Annotated in this window: 16 protein-coding genes; 6 read left to right on the top strand and 10 right to left on the bottom strand. The window is 73.0% G+C overall.

From position 1 onward, the window contains the following. The first annotated feature begins 175 nt into the window (after positions 1 to 175). Positions 176 to 811, top strand: a complete 636-nt coding sequence (locus AB0H32_RS09115) for a TetR/AcrR family transcriptional regulator (RefSeq protein ID WP_361116583.1) — start codon at positions 176 to 178, stop codon at positions 809 to 811. A 234-nt stretch (positions 812 to 1,045) separates the two neighbouring features. After that, positions 1,046 to 1,279, top strand: coding sequence for a hypothetical protein (locus AB0H32_RS09110; RefSeq protein ID WP_361116580.1), 234 nt, complete (start codon positions 1,046 to 1,048; stop codon positions 1,277 to 1,279). Positions 1,280 to 1,343: 64 nt separating this feature from the next. On the opposite strand, the gene tatA is transcribed toward AB0H32_RS09110, so the two are convergent. From tatA to AB0H32_RS09080, 6 genes are all read right to left on the bottom strand, one after another. Further along, positions 1,344 to 1,589, bottom strand: a complete 246-nt coding sequence (gene tatA / locus AB0H32_RS09105; RefSeq protein WP_361116577.1) for a Sec-independent protein translocase subunit TatA — start codon at positions 1,587 to 1,589, stop codon at positions 1,344 to 1,346. A 112-nt stretch (positions 1,590 to 1,701) separates the two neighbouring features. Further along, a complete protein-coding gene (locus AB0H32_RS09100; protein WP_361116574.1) occupies positions 1,702 to 3,417 on the bottom strand; it encodes an LCP family protein in 1,716 nt (571 codons plus the stop codon). Between the two features lie 229 nt (positions 3,418 to 3,646). Next, on the bottom strand, positions 3,647 to 4,336 hold the full coding sequence (locus AB0H32_RS09095; RefSeq protein ID WP_361116571.1) for a lytic transglycosylase domain-containing protein: 690 nt from the start codon (positions 4,334 to 4,336) through the stop codon (positions 3,647 to 3,649). A gap of 54 nt (positions 4,337 to 4,390) precedes the next feature. Next, positions 4,391 to 7,147 carry a magnesium-translocating P-type ATPase gene (gene mgtA / locus AB0H32_RS09090; protein ID WP_361116568.1) on the bottom strand — a complete coding sequence of 919 codons (2,757 nt, stop codon included), beginning with the start codon at positions 7,145 to 7,147 and terminating at the stop codon, positions 4,391 to 4,393. Beyond that, positions 7,140 to 7,502, bottom strand: a complete 363-nt coding sequence (locus tag AB0H32_RS09085) for a metalloregulator ArsR/SmtB family transcription factor (RefSeq protein WP_361116565.1) — start codon at positions 7,500 to 7,502, stop codon at positions 7,140 to 7,142. Before AB0H32_RS09085 ends, mgtA begins: the two co-directional genes overlap by 8 nt. Before the next feature lie 120 nt (positions 7,503 to 7,622). Then, positions 7,623 to 8,858: a TerD family protein gene (locus AB0H32_RS09080; RefSeq protein WP_361116563.1), complete on the bottom strand. Its 1,236-nt coding sequence runs from the start codon at positions 8,856 to 8,858 to the stop codon at positions 7,623 to 7,625. Positions 8,859 to 9,100: 242 nt separating this feature from the next. Between AB0H32_RS09080 and AB0H32_RS09075 the strand changes: the two genes are divergently transcribed. Next, a complete protein-coding gene (locus AB0H32_RS09075) occupies positions 9,101 to 9,367 on the top strand; it encodes a GlsB/YeaQ/YmgE family stress response membrane protein (protein WP_361116602.1) in 267 nt (88 codons plus the stop codon). A gap of 75 nt (positions 9,368 to 9,442) precedes the next feature. Here the strand turns inward: AB0H32_RS09075 and AB0H32_RS09070 are convergent, their stop codons facing one another. Continuing rightward, entirely contained in the window at positions 9,443 to 10,018 is a 576-nt protein-coding gene (locus AB0H32_RS09070; protein ID WP_361116560.1) for a TerD family protein, read from the bottom strand. Positions 10,019 to 10,221: 203 nt separating this feature from the next. Between AB0H32_RS09070 and AB0H32_RS09065 the strand changes: the two genes are divergently transcribed. Beyond that, positions 10,222 to 10,605 (top strand): BlaI/MecI/CopY family transcriptional regulator, encoded by a 384-nt coding sequence (locus AB0H32_RS09065; protein ID WP_361116557.1) that lies wholly within the window; start codon positions 10,222 to 10,224, stop codon positions 10,603 to 10,605. Positions 10,606 to 10,611: 6 nt separating this feature from the next. After that, the gene (locus tag AB0H32_RS09060; protein ID WP_361116554.1) at positions 10,612 to 11,559 is read left to right on the top strand and encodes a M56 family metallopeptidase; all 948 of its coding nucleotides are present in this window, start codon (positions 10,612 to 10,614) and stop codon (positions 11,557 to 11,559) included. Between the two features lie 168 nt (positions 11,560 to 11,727). Here the strand turns inward: AB0H32_RS09060 and AB0H32_RS09055 are convergent, their stop codons facing one another. Next, positions 11,728 to 12,246, bottom strand: a complete 519-nt coding sequence (locus AB0H32_RS09055) for a hypothetical protein (protein WP_361116551.1) — start codon at positions 12,244 to 12,246, stop codon at positions 11,728 to 11,730. A gap of 269 nt (positions 12,247 to 12,515) precedes the next feature. On the opposite strand from AB0H32_RS09055, the gene AB0H32_RS09050 reads away from it, so the two are divergent. Continuing rightward, positions 12,516 to 13,475 carry a TIGR01777 family oxidoreductase gene (locus AB0H32_RS09050; protein WP_361116549.1) on the top strand — a complete coding sequence of 320 codons (960 nt, stop codon included), beginning with the start codon at positions 12,516 to 12,518 and terminating at the stop codon, positions 13,473 to 13,475. A gap of 281 nt (positions 13,476 to 13,756) precedes the next feature. Here the strand turns inward: AB0H32_RS09050 and AB0H32_RS09045 are convergent, their stop codons facing one another. Beyond that, positions 13,757 to 16,303, bottom strand: coding sequence for a sensor histidine kinase KdpD (locus tag AB0H32_RS09045; protein ID WP_361116599.1), 2,547 nt, complete (start codon positions 16,301 to 16,303; stop codon positions 13,757 to 13,759). A 2-nt stretch (positions 16,304 to 16,305) separates the two neighbouring features. Next, the gene (locus AB0H32_RS09040; RefSeq protein ID WP_361116546.1) at positions 16,306 to 16,989 is read right to left on the bottom strand and encodes a response regulator; all 684 of its coding nucleotides are present in this window, start codon (positions 16,987 to 16,989) and stop codon (positions 16,306 to 16,308) included. Positions 16,990 to 17,088: the final 99 nt, after the last annotated feature.

The raw sequence follows: 17,088 nt of genomic DNA, 5'->3' as shown, positions 1-17,088 counted from the left end.
GCCGCGTCACACGACGCGGCAGCCGCCCCGGACCGGCCACATGCCCTCGTCGGCCGGTCGCCCGGCAGCCGGGGGTCGGGCTGCCGCGGCCCATAATGAACACGAACCGAATCGTTCTGACACGAGACCGTCAGACGTCCGGCCCACCACGGAACACGCTGTGCGGGAGAGGCGAATGGGGACCAAGCGAACCTTGCAGAACGTCGTGGACGCAAGCGGCCCTCATCGGCGGGATCTCGAGGCGAGGAAGCGCATTCTCGCCGCCACGCTGGAGCAGCTGGAGGAGCGCGGGTACACCCGCATGACCATCGAGCAGGTGGCCGTCCGGGCCAAGGTCGGGAAGGCCACGCTCTACCGCTCGTGGCCGAACAAGGCGGCTCTCGTCCTCGACGCGGTGCGCAGCCGGCTCAGGGAGGTTCCCACCGCCGAGACCGGGGACACCCGCGACGAACTGCTGAACGTCGCCAAGGAGGCCCTCGCCAGCTTCTTCGGATCCCCCGAGATGAACGCCGTCCTGCCCGCGCTGGTGGCCGACACGGCACAGAACCCCGAACTGCGCCAGCAGTTGCGCGAAGAGGTGATCGAGCCGCGCCGGGCCCGGTCCCGCACCGTGCTGGAGCGGGCCATGGACCGGGGTGACCTTCCCGAGGACACCGACATCTCGCTGGCACTGGAGATGTGGGCCGGCGCGATGATGTTCCGCAGTGTCTTCTACGGCGACGGTTACGACGATGCGGCCCTCGCCCGCATGGTCGACGCCACGCTCTCCTCCCCGCCGCGCTTCCACACGAACGGCGAAGCGACCCGCTGACGCCGCTCGTGGCGACGCCCGACCCCCCGTCTCGCGGTCACTGCCATCCTGGCAGGGCGCGGCACCCGCCACTACTGGGGAATCCCAAGGATGAAGCAGGCAGCTTCCGTGGATTCCCCAGGAACGGCCCGGAGCGGCCGGGGAAGCCCCGACGGGTCGGTCGGCACCGGGACGCGGTCGCGGCCGTGACTGCGCTCACACACTGGAGACTTGCGCAAGATTTAAACTGTCGCCGTGGAGACGAGTGAGGCGACGGGCGGCTGGGAGACCGCGGTGCTCGACGGCGGGCCCGCGGACGGAGTGCGGATCAAGGTCTCCGGGAGGCCGCGCGTGGTCCAGGTGACCTGCCCCTGCCGGATCGAGGACGCGCCGCCCGGTGTGCGCGCGGAGTCGGTCCACCTCTACCGCCGCGACTACACCGTGACCGGTGAGCCGCTGCGGTACGGCTTCGACGTCGCCAGCCCCTGATCCGCGCCCGGTCGGCGCGGGGCGCGCGGGTCCGGCACGCGTGGATGCGGCGGATGAGCGCCGCTCAGTGGGCCTGTGTGTGCTCCGCGGCCGGGGCGGCCACCGTCACGCTCTCGGCCGGCGCGGCCGCCGTGACACTCTCGGCCGGGGCGGCCCCGTCCTCCTTCATGGCCTTCGCCTCGCTCTTGAGGATGCGCATCGACTTGCCCAGTCCGCGCGCGGCCTCCGGCAGCTTCTTGGACCCGAACAGGACGATGATCACGACGGCCACGACCAGCAGGTGCCAGGGTTCCAGTCCGTTGCGGAGCATCCCGCCCACCCCTTCTCCACACCGGCGGCGGTACGGGCCAGACATGCCGCACCTGCCGCCACGATTGCTACATTGCGCAACTGTACAACCCTGAGGCGGGCCGGTCGCCGTCTCAGTCGTCCGAGTCGGGCTTGCCGCGCGCCGCGGCGTAGGCCTGGGCCGGCGTCATGGGGACGCCGTTGAGGCTGACCGTCTTGTAAGGGCTGACCTTGGCGCAGGTCTTGGCCTGGTCGGCGGTCTGGGCGTGGGCGCCTCCGACCGCGGCCTTGGTGTCGGCGGGCGAGGGCGAGGACGCACCGCCCGGGAAACCGGTGCCGCTCGGCCAGTCGCTGCCGATCACCAGGGTCAGCCCCGTGCCGGTGCCCTGCTTCAGGTGCGAGCCGGACAGGCCGAGCGCCTTGGCGGCCGTCTGCGCCCCGGCCTTCTGGCCGGGGCCGTAGGTGAGTGTGGTGGTGGCCGCGGGGCTCGGGGCGTTGGCCGTGGTCGTGTCCGGGCTGAAGCCCTTGTCGGTGAGCGCCGTCGCGATCGTGGAGGCGCGGCCGGTGATGTCCGTGCCGTTCTCCACCGTCACGGCGACCTGCGACGCGGGTACGGCCTTCGCCGTGGCCGTGGCCTTCGCGGTCGCCGACGCCGCCGCGGACTTCTTGCCCGAGCCGGTGGTCAGCGACTGGTCGTCGGCGATGGTGGAGAAGAGGGTCTTGGCGCCCGGGCCCACCACCACGCGGTCGCTGTTGTTCGGGTCGGGGGCCGTCTGCATCGTCGTGAAGGTCATCCGCTTGGTGGGGACCTTGTTCACGTCGGAGGCGAGCGAGATCAGCTTCTTCACGGTGCCCAGACCGTCGTCCACGGTCAGCGCCTTGGTGGCCGCGTCCGCGAGGCCGTAGACCGCGGTGGGGTCGGTGAGCGTGCCCGCGCTCTTGAACTTGCGGATCATCGCGCTCAGGAAGATGTGCTGGGAGACGGTACGGCCCAGGTCGCTGCCGTCGCCGAAACCGTGCCGGGAGCGCACGAACTCCAGGGCCGCGACGCCCTTGAGGGTGTGGCTGCCCTTGGACAGCTTCAGGTGCGAGTAGGTGTCGTAGACGTCGTCACTGACGCACACGGAGACCCCGCCGACCGCGTCGGACATCTGGACCACGCCGGAGAAGTCCAGCTTGACGAAGTGGTCGATGGGGATGCCGGTGAGCTGGTGGACGGTGGCCACCTGACAGGCCGGGCCGTACTGCAGCGCGCTGTTGATCTGCCCGTAGTAGCCGGAGGTGGACTGGTCGCTCTTGCTGTCCTTGCAGGCCGGAACGCGGGCCATGGTGTCACGGGGAATGCTCATCACGGTGGCGTTGGAGCGGTCGGCGGATATGTGCACCACCATCTCCACGTCCGCGTTGCTGCCGGTCTGCACGCCGGTCTTCGAACAGCCGCCGCCGAGCTTGCAGTCCGTCTTGCTGGTGCGGCCGTCCGAGCCCATCACCAGGATGTTGATCGGAGTACGGCCGAACGCGTCCGCCTTCTCCGTTCCGCCCTTGCCGTCGAGCGAGAAGCTCTGGATGTTGCCGTTCAGGTGCTGGTAGAACCACCAGCCGGCACCGGCCGTGACCACGACGAGAACCGACAGACAGATCCCGATGATCTTCAGCACCCGCCGGCCGCGCCCCGCCTGCCGGACGCGGTGCCTCGAGCGCGAGCCGCCGTGCGTGCGGGAGGCCGCCCGGGCCGCGGCCCGGCCCCCCGCAGGACGCGCTCCGTCGGTCCCGGCCGCACGCTGTCCGGGCACCTTGGCGGAGCGACTGCGCGTGGCCTGACCGACCGGACCGTCCCACGGGTCGCTCATCTCCCACTCCCATGCATGAACGGTCGGGCTCGGCAGGCGGGGCCGTCGGACGGCCGGGCATGCACGGCGGTGTACGGGCAGGCGGCGGAGCGGGACTCCGCCCGGGTTGCGTAGTTGCGCAATCTAACAAACCCATGGCCGGAGCAGCACGGATCCTTCCACGATTCTCAGGTGAGGCATCTCTCCCCCGCCGCGCCCGGCCTTCCCCACCTGCCCGTTTCCGGCCAGGTCAGTCCTCGCCCACGGCCCGTCCCGCCCTGGCCCAGTTCGCGTGCAGCCGGTCCAGGTACGAGCGGGCCTGACTGCCCGGGGTCGCACCGCGGGCAAAGGCGAGCATGGTGCTCGCGCCGGTGTTGTACCCGAGGGCCAGCAGGTCGTCCTTCGGGTACGGAGCGGACCAGCGGGCGGGCAGCCGGGCCGCGAGGTCGTGCAGGTACCAGGCCTCGGCCTCGATGGCGAGACCGCGGTCGTCGGGCAGGTCCTCCCAGCGGCGGCCGGCGAAGTCCCGGCCCTGCTTGACCTCGTCGAAGGCGGCGCGGTGCATGTTGGCGATGCCGAAGGCCGCGTCCGGCTTGTACTTCTGCCAGGCGCGCTCGAAGGCCGGGTCGTGCGGTTTGTACGCCTCGTTGTAGAGGATCGCCATCAGCAGCCGGGCGCTGACGCCGGTCTGCCGGGCCCGGGTGCGGACCTGGGAGGAGTAGTGGGCGGGGTCGTACGACGAGGCCGCCGCCGGCGAGGGGGAGGAGGAAGGCGACGCGGAAGGAGAGGGTGACGGGGTGCGCGGGGAGGCGGACGCCCTGGCCGGTGGCGGCTTGTCGCCCTGCGGGGTGCCGGCCGCGCGCACGATGACGTACAGCGCCACGGCGAAGACCACCAAAGGAAGCAGGATCCGACGCCTGCGTGCCCCGGAATCGGACATGTCCCGCCCTCTCTGCACCCCCGCCTCGGCCAGCCCCCTTGTACAGCAGGACGGCTAAGAGCCGTGTGAGGCGGTGCCGCGCGTGTCCGGCGTGTCCCGCTGCCCCGTGCGTCCCGATCCCCTTGCCGCACAGCGCCGTTCGTACCCCCTGCGGGCCGCCACGAGACCCGCGGCGTACAGGGCCAGGACGCCGGTGAGCAGGGCGTAGTACAGGGTGGGGAGGGCGGTCAGGCCGAGTGCCGGGCCGAGCGGTGACGGCGGGAGCGCCAGGCCGATCACGGCCAGGCCGATCGCCGCCCAGGTGACCGGGCCGGGCCCGCGGGCTGCCGTGACGGGGGTCCCCCCGCCCGGACGCGGCCGGGAGCCGGGGAGGCGGCCGACGCGCAGCAGGACCATCACCAGGGCCTGGGTGAGCAGGTTCTCGGTGAACCAGCCGGAGTGGAACACGGCCTCGTCGTCCCCGGTGCCGGGCCCGTGCAGGGCGAACGCGAGGACACCGAAGGTGGCCAGGTCGGCGACGGCGTTGAGCACCCCGAAGGCCGTGATGAAGCGCAGCAGGTCGCGCGGGCGCAACAGGGTGGGCCGGCGCAGCACGAGGGGGTGGGGGCGGTCGTGGGCGAAGGCGAGCTGGGCCGCGTCGAAGCACAGGTTCTGGGTGAGGACCTGCGCCGGGAGCATCGGCAGGAAGGGCAGCAGCAGCCCCGCGGAGAGCATCGCGATGACGTTGCCGAGGTTGGAGGACAGCGCGATGCGCAGATAGGTGGCGATGTTGCCGCCCGCGTGCCGGCCGGCGGCGATGGTGTGGGCGACGGCGGTGAGGTCCTTCTCGGCGAGCACCACGTCGGCGCCCTCGCGGGCCACGTCGGCGGCGTCGCGCGGGGCGATGCCGACGTCGGCGGCGCGCAGCGCGGGCAGGTCGTTGACGCCGTCGCCGAGGAAGCCGACCGTCAGCCCGGCGCCGCGCAGGGCCCGGGTGATCCGGGCCTTGTGGTCGGGGGTGCAGCGGGCGAAGACGGTCCTGCCGCGCACCAGCCCGGCCAGTTCGGCGTCGCCGAGGGTGTCGATGTCGCCGGCGTCGACCACGTCGTCCGCCGTCACGTGGATGCCGAGGTCGCGGCAGGCGCGGGCGGCCGTGCCCGGGTGGTCGCCGGTGAGGACCTTGACGGCGACCCCCTGGCCGGTGAGGACGTGCAGCGCGTCGGCGGCGGTGGACGCGAGCGCGTCGCGCAGGGTGATCAGCCCGCGCAGGGAGAGGCCGCGTTCGTCGGCCGGGGTGTAGTCGCGCAGCCTTGCCGGGCGTTCGTCGGTGGCGACCGCGAGGACGCGCAGTCCGTCGTGGGCCAGGCGGGAGGCCAGTGCCCGCAGGCGGGCGCGCTCGTCGTCCGAGAGGGCGCACCGTTCCAGCACGGCCCCGACGTCTCCCTTGACGACCAGGGTGTGCACGCCGAGCCGTCCGGGGGTGCGGACGACGGCGGTGGCGAGGCGGCGCAGCGGGTCGAAGGGGACGGCCGCCACACCGTCGTACGCCATCATGTCGTCCGCGTCGGCGGCCTCCAGGATCGCCTCGTCGAGGGCGTCGGGTACCGGCAGGTCGGCGAGTTGCAGGGTCCACCACGCGTTGACCGCGGCCCAGTGCAGGACCCCGGGGTCGTCCGCGCCGTCGGGGCCCAGGGCGCGGTCCACCGTCGGCCGGTCCTGGGTGAGGGTGCCGGTCTTGTCCACGCACAGCACGTCGACGGCGCCGGCGTCGTGCAGCGCGGGCAGCCGCTTGACGATCACCCCGTGGGTGCGGGCCAGCAGCCCGGCCCCACGGGCCAGGCAGGTGGTGACGAGGACCGGCAGCATCTCGGGGGTCAGCCCGACGGCCACCGCGACGGCGAACGGAAGCGTCTCCAGGCCGCGTCCGCGCAGCGCCGCGTTGGCCATGAGGACCAGCGGCGGGGTCAGCAGCATGAACCGGATCAGGATCCAGGAGACGCCGTGGACGGACCGGTCGAAGGCGCTCGGGTCCTGCCGCCCGGCACTGCGGCCGTGGGCGGCTGCGAACCGGGTCCGTGCGCCGGTCGCGGTGACGACCGCGGTGGCGCTGCCGGAGGCGACGCTGCTGCCCTGGAAGCAGCACTGCGGATGCTCGAGGACGGCGGCGGGGGCGGCCGGCACCGCGTCGGCGGTCTTGCCGACCGGCGCCGACTCGCCCGTCAGCGCGGACTGGTGCACGGTCAGTCCGCCGGCCCGCAGCAGCCGTACGTCCGCCGGTACCAGGTCGCCGGGCCCGAGCCGGACCACGTCTCCCGGGACGAGTTCGCCCACCGGGAGTTCCCGGGGGACCGGCGCGGCATCGTCGTCGGCACGGCGCAGCACCGTGGCGGTGGTGGCGACCAGGTCGCGCAGCGCGGCCGTGGACCGGTCGGCACGGTGCTCCCCGGTCGCCCGCAGCACGCAGCTCACGGCGACCAGCAGGAGGATCACCGCGCCGGTCCCCCAGGCGAAGACGGCCGCGGACACCAGTCCGAGGCAGAGCAGCACGGCGGTGAACGGGTCCCGCAGGCTGCGCAGGAACAGCCGGGGCCAGGAGGGCTCGCGCCGGTCCGGGAGGCTGTTCCCGCCGAACCGGGCCAGTCGTTCCTCGGCCTGTGCCTCCGTCAGGCCGCGCGGACCGGCGTCCAGCTCGCGCAGGACGTCGAGCAGGGTCGGCACGCCGGGTCCCGAACGGGGTGCCGCGTCGGGACCCCGGTCGCCGCCGGACGCCGCAGCGGTGCCGGGAGCCGGCGTCCGTGCGTCCTGTCCCGAGGGCGCGGTGGTCTCAGCCACCGATCCCGCGCAGCCGGTGGACCGCGGTGGGGGGCTGCTGCGAACGTGCGGTCAGCTGGACCACCATCACCCGCACCAGCGTCACCACGTCGGGGTCGTCGATGTAGTAGACCTGCCGTCGGCCCTCGCGCCGGGAGCGGACGAGCCCGGCGAGCTTCAGCTTGGCCAGGTGCTGGCTGACCGCGGGCAGCGCACCGCCGACCCGGTCGGCGAGGTGTGTGACATCGCTCTCGCCCTGCGACAGAGCCCACATCAGGTGGAGCCGGGAGGAGGAGGCGAGCAGTCCGAACGCGGCGGCAGCCGCCGCCAGCACATCGGCCGACGGGTCCTCGATGCCACCGGCGATCTCCGTCACAGCCCTCTCCCGTCCCGCCCTGTTCACAGCCGACGCACATGCGCCCACCCATGGTAAGGGCCGGTCCCCCGGCAGGCGTGCGCCGCCGGGGCCACCGGTGGGGTCTGTCCTCGGATCGGGTCAGTCCTCGTAGAAGTTGTTGACGACGTCGGGCTCGTCGTCGTCGAACGCCTCGTTCAGCAGTGCACCGCCGATGAGACCGGCCGCACCGGCACCGATGAGCGCACCGGTGCCGAAGCGACGGCCGCCGCCCTGCTGGTGGTGGTCGTTGTGGTCGTAGTGGTCGTGGTGGTCCGCGTACGGCTGCCCGTAGCCGCCCTGCTGGGGGTAGCCCTGCTGCGGGTAACCCTGCTGGGAGTAGCCCTGCTGCGGGTAACCCTGCTGGGAGTAGCCCTGCTGCACCGGCTGCGGGTAGCCCTGCTGGGGCGGGGTGTAGAACGGCGGCACCGTGGTCTGCACCCGCTGTGCGCAGCCGCCGCACGTCTGGACCGGCCGGGGGACGCCCCACTGCGGGGACCAGGTGACGGTCGTCGTACCGGGCCCGTGGTTGGGGTCGAAGAAGCAGGTCACGGAGGGACTCCCGAGAGGTTGCGATGAGGGGGCGAAGGCCGGGGACGCGGAAGGGGCGACGGCAGGGGGCGGCGGAGATGCCGCGGCCGGGGGCGCAGGAGGTACGGCGGCCGGGGGCACAGGAGGCTGAGGTACGGCGGCCGGGGCCTGCGGTGCGTCCGGCCCGTGCGTGCCCTTGCCCAGTCGTGGTGAGGTGACCGGAGCCGGGCCGGGAGCCGTCGTCTCCCGCAGCACGGCCACGCCGTAGTCCGTGGCGATGCCGGCCAGGCCCGAGGCGTAGCCCTGGCCGACCGCGCGGAACTTCCATCCCGGGCCGTGCCGGTACAGCTCGCCGAAGACCACCGCGGTCTCGTTCACCATGCCGGCGGTCGTGAGGTCGTAGCGGGCCAGCTCGGTGCCGCTGTCCTGGTCTAGGACGCGGATGTACGCGCCGTGCACCTGCCCGAAGGCCTGGCCGCGGCTCGCGCCCTCGTACAGGGACACCAGGAAGAGGACTTTCTCGACCTGGTCGGGGACCCGGGTGAGGTCGGTATGGATCTGCTGGTCGTCGCCGGCCGGGCCGTCCGGGCCTGCGTGGCGGACCGACCCGTCGGGGCTGGCCGGGTTGTTGAAGAAGACGAAGTGCTCGTCCGACAGCACCTTTCCCGACCGGTCGCACAGCAGGGCACTGGCGTCCAGGTCGTACCCGGTGTCCGCCTGCCAGCCCAGACCGGCCGTCACCGCGGTCAGGCCGGGGGCCTGCCGGCTCAGCGACACATTGCCGCCCTTGGTCAGGGACACACTCATGCACGGCCTCCGCAGCTGCTTCCGCTTCCCGCGTCCATCGTGATCAACACGACCCTAACCCCTTCCAGTTCCCCAGTTGCGCAATGTCTTGAGCATGTGACAGAACCTCGACGGGACGTCACCAGAAGGACGGGAACGTCGCCCGGCACTCCCGGCCGTCCCTAGGCTTGCGCAAACAGGCAATCCAAGTGTCGGCGTCCGGCGCACTGCGCGCGGATCCGACCCGACCGGAGGACAACACCGTGGGCATCATCGGCTGGATCATCCTCGGCCTGCTCGCCGGAGGCATCGCCAAGATGCTGCTGCCCGGCCGCGACCCGGGCGGACTGATCGGCACGACCCTCATCGGCGTCGCGGGCGCCTTCATCGGCGGCTGGCTCTCCGCCCGTTTCCTCGACCGGCCGGTGGAGAAGCACTTCTTCGACCTCTACACCTGGGGCGCGGCGATCGGTGGCTCCCTGGTGCTGCTCATCGGCTACCGCATCCTCTTCGGCAACTCCCGCGACTGACCCGGCGCCCGAGGCCCCTTCTCCCGGACGGGGCTCACAGGTGGGCCACCCCTCCGCCCGCCGGGGCGGATCGCCTCAGACGTTGACGCCGAAGTCGGCGGCGATGCCCGCCAGTCCGGAGGCATAGCCCTGGCCGACGGCCCGGAACTTCCACTCGGCGCCGCCCCGGTACAGCTCGCCGAACACCATCGCGGTCTCGGTCGAGGCGTCCTCGGACAGGTCGTAGCGGGCGAGTTCGGCGCCGCCGGCCTGGTTGACGACGCGGATGAACGCGTTGCGCACCTGGCCGAAGCTCTGGCTGCGCGCCCCGGCGTCGTGGATCGACACCGGGAAGACGATCCGGTCCACCTCGGCGGGCACGGCGGCGAGGTTCACCTTGATGCTCTCGTCGTCGCCCTCGCCCTCACCGGTGAGGTTGTCGCCGGTGTGCTCGACCGAACCGTCGGGACTGGCAAGGTTGTTGTAGAAGACGAAGTGCCCGTCGGACACGACCTTGCCGGAGGCGTTCAGCAGCAGCGCGGAGGCGTCGAGGTCGAAGTCGGCGCCGGTGGTGGTCCGTACGTCCCAGCCGAGGCCGACGAGGACGGCGCTCAGTCCCGGTGCCTCCTTGCTCAGCGACACGTTGCCACCCTTGGACAGCGAAACACCCATGGTTCGTCCCTCCACGCACATGTCCGGTTCGGGCCCTTGTCCTGGACCCCGCGTTGAATCTACAACACTGTAGAAGTAACTGGCGGTCGGCACGAGGCGACACCACCGCGAGGAGCGTGAACAAGCCACCGGCGCCCGCTTTGTACGATGTGACGCTCCCCCGGCGTGAGGGGCCGGGGCGAGAGGCGGAAGGGAGACACCGCGTGGCGGAGCCGGATCCGCGCCGTCGGCGCAGGGCGCAGGGCGCACTGGAGACCCGGGTGCTCGCGGCCCTGCACGAGGCCGAAGGCCCGGTCACCGCGGGCTGGGTGCAGGAGCGTCTGGCCGCCGGCCTCGCGTACACGACCGTGATGACGGTGCTGGCCCGCCTGCTGGCGAAGAGCGCCGTCACGCGCAGGCGCGAGGGGCGGTCGTTCGTGTGGATGCCGGCCGCGGACGAGGCCGGGCTCGCCGCGCTGAAGATGCGCAGGGTGCTGGACGGCGAGCAGGACCGGCGGGCCGTGCTGGCCAGCTTCCTCACCGCGCTGCCCGAGGGCGACGAACAGGTGCTGCGCGAACTGCTGGACCAGGCCACCGGCGAGGACTGAGCACGCATGGGGATCTTCGTCTTCCTCCCGCTGGTCCTGCCGCTGACGGCCTGGCCGATCGCGCGTCTGGCCGAGCAGCGCCTCCATCCCCGTACGGCCACGGTGCTGCTGACCGCCGTCTCCACCGTCCTGGCGCTGTGCAGCACGGTGTGCCTGACGCTGCTGATGGTGGTCGGCACCGCGCAGCTGCCCGGCAATCCCCTGCCGGACGGCTGGTCCGACCCGGAGGTGCGCGAGAGCGTGCCACGGCACGAAGTGGCCGGAAAGGCCGCCATCCCCGCGCTGCTCGTGGTCGTCGGCGCCTGGGGCCACACACTCTGGCGGCACCACCGCGTTCGGTGGCGGGCCCACCGGGCCCTGGCGGGGCTGCGGGACACGGAGGTGGCGGTACTGGACGACGGGCAGCCCTATGCCTACGCGCTGCCGGCGAGCCGGGTCGTGGGCGGGCTGCGCGACCGGGTCGTGGTGTCCACGGCGATGCTCGCCTGCCTCGCGGCGCCGGAGCGCCGCGCCCTGTTCGCCCACGAGCGCGCGCACCTCGCCGCGCGGCACCACCGCCATCTGCTGCTCGTCCGGCTGGCCGCCTGCGCCAACCCGTTCCTGCTGCCGCTGCGGTCGGCGGTCGCCTACACGGCGGAGCGATGGGCGGACGAGGAGGCGGCCCAGGCCGTCGGCAGCCGCAAGGCCGTCGCCCGCGCCATCGGCAGGGCGGCCCTCGTCTCGCGTGCCGCACCCGCGCCGACGCTCGCCGCACTCGCCGCCCCCGGCCCGCTTCCCCGCCGGGTCGCGGCCCTGCTCGCGCCGGCACCCGCCGGGCGCGCCTGGCCGTCGGTCTTCACCACGGTGGGCCTGGCCCTGTGGACCGCCACCACCGGAGCCGCCCTCTCCGCGATGTTCTCGGCCAACTCGGCGCTCACCCTGCTGCTGTTGCTGCGGGCGGCGACGCCACTCTGAGGCACCGCGAGCCGAGAGACCGCCGCGTCCACGGTGTCCGCCGTGCCCGCGGTGCCCGCCGCGCCCGCCGAATCCGCGGTGTCCGCCGCGTCTGCCTCATCCGCCGTGTCCGCCGTGTCCGCCGGGGCCCCTCGCGCACGTGCCCGTGCACGGACGCGCCTCGTGCGGTCAGCCGGACCAGCGCCTGATCCGGTCTCCCCGCTCCTGCATGAGCACTTCTTCCAGCCGTCCGAGCAGAAAGGGCACGACGCCCCGCTCCAGGAGGGCCAGTTCCCACACCTCCCGAGCCCTTGCCACGTCCGCGGCGGCGTCGGCCCGGGCGCGCCCCCGGCCGTTGGAGCGCCCGCCACGCCCCGTCACCAGCAGCCGGAGAACCGCCCTGGTCGCGGCCGGCAGGAGCGGGAGACCGCCTGCACCCCGCACCGGTGGCGCCTCGCACACACTCTCCGCCGGGCCGCCCGGCCCGGTCGCCGCGGACCGGGCCCTGAGGTAGGCCTGGTACTCGACGGCCACCGCCGCGGTGATGGCCGTCCGCGCCTGCAGCGCCCGGGTCCGCAGCTGTTCCCGGCCGAGGACTCCGGCGGCACGGTCGAGGGCGTCCAGCACCTGAGGGGAGTTCAGGGCCTGATCGAGCGCGCGCTCGAAGACCACGCCGACCTCCCTGACCGACGGCCCGGAATCCGTCATGTGTCCCCCGATGCAGAAAGCCTCGCGGCGCCCTTGTGGCGCAGGTGGAACAACCGCACCGAACGCGGTTGAGGACTTGCGACTCTAATAGTTCCTGAATTGCGCAACTTTTAAAGACTCGCCGGGCAGGGCCACCCGCCCGGCGGCACCAGGCACCTCCGGGTTGACGCACAGGTGCCCCGCGAGGCACGCCGGCACCTACCGCCACCATCATTTGAACGCGTTCAATTCTGGGTTACGCTGGTGCCCGCCGAAACCGAGGGGGCTCGATGAAGGTGGTGCTACCCGGGGGGACCGGGCAGGTGGGGACGGTCCTAGACCGTGCCCTGACGGCGGCCGGTCACGAGGTCACGGTGGTGACCAGACACCCGGTCCGGGAGCGCGAGATCGGCTGGGACGGGGTCACGCTCGGCCCCTGGGCCGAGGCGCTCGACGGCAGCGACGTCGTCATCAACCTGGCCGGGCGCAGCGTCTCCTGCCGCTACACCCCCGAGAACCTGCGGGCCATGATGGACTCCCGGGTGGACTCGGCGCGGGTCGTCGGCGAGGCGATCGCCGCCGCCGCACGGCCACCGCGCGTCTGGCTGCAGATGAGCACCGCGACGATCTACGCCCATCGCTTCGATGCGGCGCACGACGAGGCGACGGGGGTGATCGGCGGCTCGGAGGCCGGGGTGCCGGGCTACTGGGCATACAGCGTCGAGATCGCGAAGAACTGGGAGCGGGCGCAGGCCGAGGCGCGGACCCCGGCGACCCGGAAGGTGGCGCTGCGCGCGGCGATGGTCATGAGCCCGGACCGGGGCGGGGTCTTCGACATACTGCTGCGGCTGGCACGGCTGGGGCTGGGCGGGCCGGTCGCCGGCGGTGCGCAGTACGTCTCCTGGATCCATGACGCCGACTTCGTGCGCGCGGTGGAGTTCCTGATCGCCCGGGACGACCTCGACGGGCCGGTGAACCTCGCCTCGCCCGGCCCCCTCCCGCACCGGGAGTTCATGCGGACGCTGCGCACGGCCCGGGGCGTCCCGGTGGGGCTCCCGGCGACGCGCTGGATGGCGGAGCTGGGCGCGTTCGCGCTGCGCTCGGACACGGAACTGCTGCTCAAGAGCCGCCGGGTGGTACCGGGCCGGCTGCGGGCGGCCGGTTTCGGCTTCGCCCATCCCGAGTGGGAGGGAGCTGCCGCGGACCTCGTCCGCCGGTCCGCGCCCCGGTCGCCCCGCGCGCAGCGCTGAGGGCCGTGCCCGAAGACCGCGCGCAACGCTGAAGGCCGTGTCCGAACACCGCACCCGGCGCCGGCACCGAAAGCCGTGCCCGCACACCGCACCCGGCGCCGACGCTGAAAGCCGCGTCCGAACACCCTGCGCAGGGCCGAGGGCCGTGCCCGAGCCCCGCACGCAGCACTGAAAGCCGTGCCCGAGCGGGACGTGGCTCGGGCTTCAAGTCCCGGGACCGTGCCGGGCGATGCCGGTGGTCGGGCGGTGCGCCTGGTCACCGATGTTCCCGCGGCTGCCGCTCACATCGTCGCCGGCGCGGACATCCCCGGCTCCGGCTCCGCCCGGGCGGCCCCCGACCTCGGCAGGACGAGCACCATGGTGAGGCCCCCGCCCGGGGTGTCCTCGGCGTGCAGCGTGCCGCCGATGGCCTCGGCGAAGCCGCGGGCCACCGCGAGGCCGAGCCCGACCCCGGCGCCGCGGGGCGCGTCGCCGTAGCGCTGGAAGGGTTCGAAGATGCGGGACTTGGCCTCGTCCGGCACACCTGGGCCGCGGTCCACCACCCGCACCTCCACCCGGTCGGCGAGGGCGCTGGCCGCGACCAGGACCCGCTCCCCCGCCGGGCTGTACTTGACCGCGTTCTCCACGACGTTGGCGACCGACCGCTCCAGCAGACCCCGGTCGACGTCGACCATGGGGAGGGTCTCCGGGATGTCCAGGTCGACGCTGTCCTCGGGGACGCCCCCGAGCGCCATCGGGATCACCTCGTCCAGGTCGGTCTCGCGGATGATCGGGGTGACCGTGCCGGTCTGCAGGCGGGACATGTCGAGCAGGTTGCCGACGAGCAGGTCGAGCCGGTCGGCTCCCTCCTCGATGGCCGCCAGGAGTTCCGCCCGGTCGGCCTGCGACCATTCGACGTCGTCCGAGCGCAGGGAGGTGACCGCCGCCTTGATGCCGGCCAGCGGGGTGCGCAGGTCGTGGCTGACGGCGGCGAGCAGGGCGGTCCTTGTGCGGTTGCCCTCGGCCAGCTCCTTGGCCTGGTCCGCCTCCTGCTGCAGGCGCTGACGGTCCAGCACCACCGCCGCCTGGGCCGCGAAGGCGGCCAGCACCCGGCGGTCCTCGGCCGGGAGCACCCGGCCGGACAGGGCGAGGGACAGCCGGTCGCCGACCGGTACGTCGACGTCCGCGTCCTCGGGCGTGGCACAGGGGCGCGGGCCCACGCTGCCCGCCGAGGTCCAGGGCGCCACGTCGCCGGCACGCTCCAGCAGGGCCGCCGACTCCATGCCGAAGGTCTCGCGGACCCGCTCCAGCAGCTCCTCCAGGCTGGTCTCGCCGCGCAGCACGCTGCCCGCGAGGAAGGAGAGGATCTCCGACTCCGCTCGCAGCCGGGCCGCCTGGTGGGTGCGGCGGGCGGCCAGGTCCACCACCGAGGCGACCGACACGGCGACCCCGACGAAGATCGCTATGGCGACGATGTTCGCCGGATCGGCGATGGTCAGGGTGTGGACGGGCGGGGTGAAGTACCAGTTGAGCAGCAGGGATCCGACCACGGCCGAGGCCAGGGCCGGGAAGAGGCCGCCCAGCAGGGCCGCCGCCACCGTCATCGTCAGGAACAGCAGCATGTCGTTGGCGAGGCCGACCTCGGGCACCACGCCGCTCAGCAGCCAGGTCAGCAGCGCGGGACCGGCGATGCCGGCCAGCCAGCCCCAGATGATCCGGGAGCGGCCGAGGCGGGCGCCCCGGGCGACGGGCAGCCCTCGGCCCTTGCCCGCCTCGTCGTGGGTGATGAGGTGGACGTCGAGGTCGGGACCGGACTCCACGGCCACGGTGGCGCCGACGCCGGGCCCGAAGACGTACTGCCAGGCCTTGCGCCGGGAGACGCCGAGGACGATCTGGGTGGCGTTGACGCCGCGCGCGAAGTCGAGCAGCGCGGCCGGTATGTCGTCGCCGACGACGTGGTGGAAGGTGCCGCCGAGGTCCTCCACGAGGGTGCGCTGGACGGCCAGTTCCTTCGGGGAGGCAGAAGTCAGCCCGTCGCTGCGGGAGATGTAGACGGCCATCACCTCGCCGCCTGCGCCCTTCTCCGCCAGCCGCGCCGCGCGCCGGATCAGGGTGCGGCCCTCGGGGCCGCCGGTCAGGCCGACGACGATCCGCTCGCGCGAGCCCCAGATCGTGGAGACCCGGTGCTCGGTGCGGTACTCCTGCAGATAGGCGTCGACCCGGTCGGCCACCCACAGCAGCGCCAGCTCGCGCAGGGCGGTGAGGTTGCCGGGCCGGAAGTAGTTGGAGAGCGCCGCGTCGACCTTGTCGGGCTTGTAGATGTTGCCGTGCGCCATCCGGCGGCGCAGCGCCTGGGGCGACATGTCCACCAGCTCGATCTGGGCGGCCCGCCGCACGACCTCGTCGGGGACGGTCTCCTGCTGCCGGATGCCGGTGATGGACTCCACGACGTCGCCGAGCGACTCCAGGTGCTGGATGTTGACGGCGGAGACGACGTCGATCCCGGCCGCGAGCAGCTCCTCCACGTCCTGCCAGCGCTTGGTGTTGCGGGAGCCGGGGACGTTGGTGTGGGCCAGCTCGTCGACGAGGGCCACCTGCGGACGGCGGGCCAGGACCGCGTCGACGTCCATCTCGGTGAAGGTGCTGTCCCGGTAGGCGATCTCCCTGCGTGGCACCTGTTCCAGGCCGTGCAGCATCACCTCGGTGCGCGGCCGGCCGTGGTGCTCCACGAAGGCCACGACGCAGTCGGTGCCCCGCTCGATCCGGCGGTGTGCCTCGGAGAGCATGGCGTAGGTCTTGCCCACACCGGGAGCCGCACCGAGGTAGATGCGGAGCTTGCCGCGTGTCATGGTCACCCTTCGAAGCGGTAGCCCATGCCGGGCTCGGTGATGAGGTAGCGGGGGCTCGACGGGTCGGCTTCCAGCTTGCGTCGCAACTGGGCCATGTAGACCCGCAGATAGTTGGTCTTGTTGCTCTGCGAGACGCCCCACACCTCGTGCAGCAGCTGCTTCTGGGTGATCAGCCGGCCGGGGTGGGTGACGAGGATCTCCAGCAGATGCCATTCGGTCGGGGTGAGGCGGACGTCGCGGCCGTCCCGTACGACCTTCTTCGCGAGCAGGTCGATGGTGAACCCGTCCGTCTGGACCAGCGTGGTCTCCGGGACGAGCGGAAGCTCCTCGGTGCGGCGCACGGCGGCCCGCAGCCGGGCCAGCAACTCGTCCATGCTGAACGGCTTGGTGATGTAGTCGTCGGCGCCGGCGTCGAGGGCGCCGACCTTCTCGTCGGACGACTGCCGGGCGGACAGGACCAGGATCGGCACCCGGCTCCAGCCCCGCAGGCCCTTGATGATGTCGACGCCGTCCATGTCGGGCAGGCCGAGGTCGAGCAGCACCACGTCGGGCTGGCGGGCCGCCGCGAGCCGCAGCGCGGTCGCGCCGTCGGGGGCCGCGTCGACGCCGTACCGGCGGGCCTGCAGATTGATCACGAGGGCCCGTACGAGCTGCGGGTCGTCCTCCACCACGAGCACCCTGGTCATGGGTGTGTGTCTCTCCTGTCATGCCTGCGGGAGCCGGGGGGGGGGGGGGGGGGCCGGGCCCGCCCCCCCCCGCCCGGGTGGGGGGAGGCGGGCACGAAT

This window comes from Streptomyces sp. NPDC020362 (assembly GCF_040642095.1).
In the GTDB taxonomy this organism is placed as follows: domain Bacteria; phylum Actinomycetota; class Actinomycetes; order Streptomycetales; family Streptomycetaceae; genus Streptomyces.
Note: the sequence above shows the minus strand (reverse complement) of the source record. Positions and strands in the feature narration are given on the sequence as shown.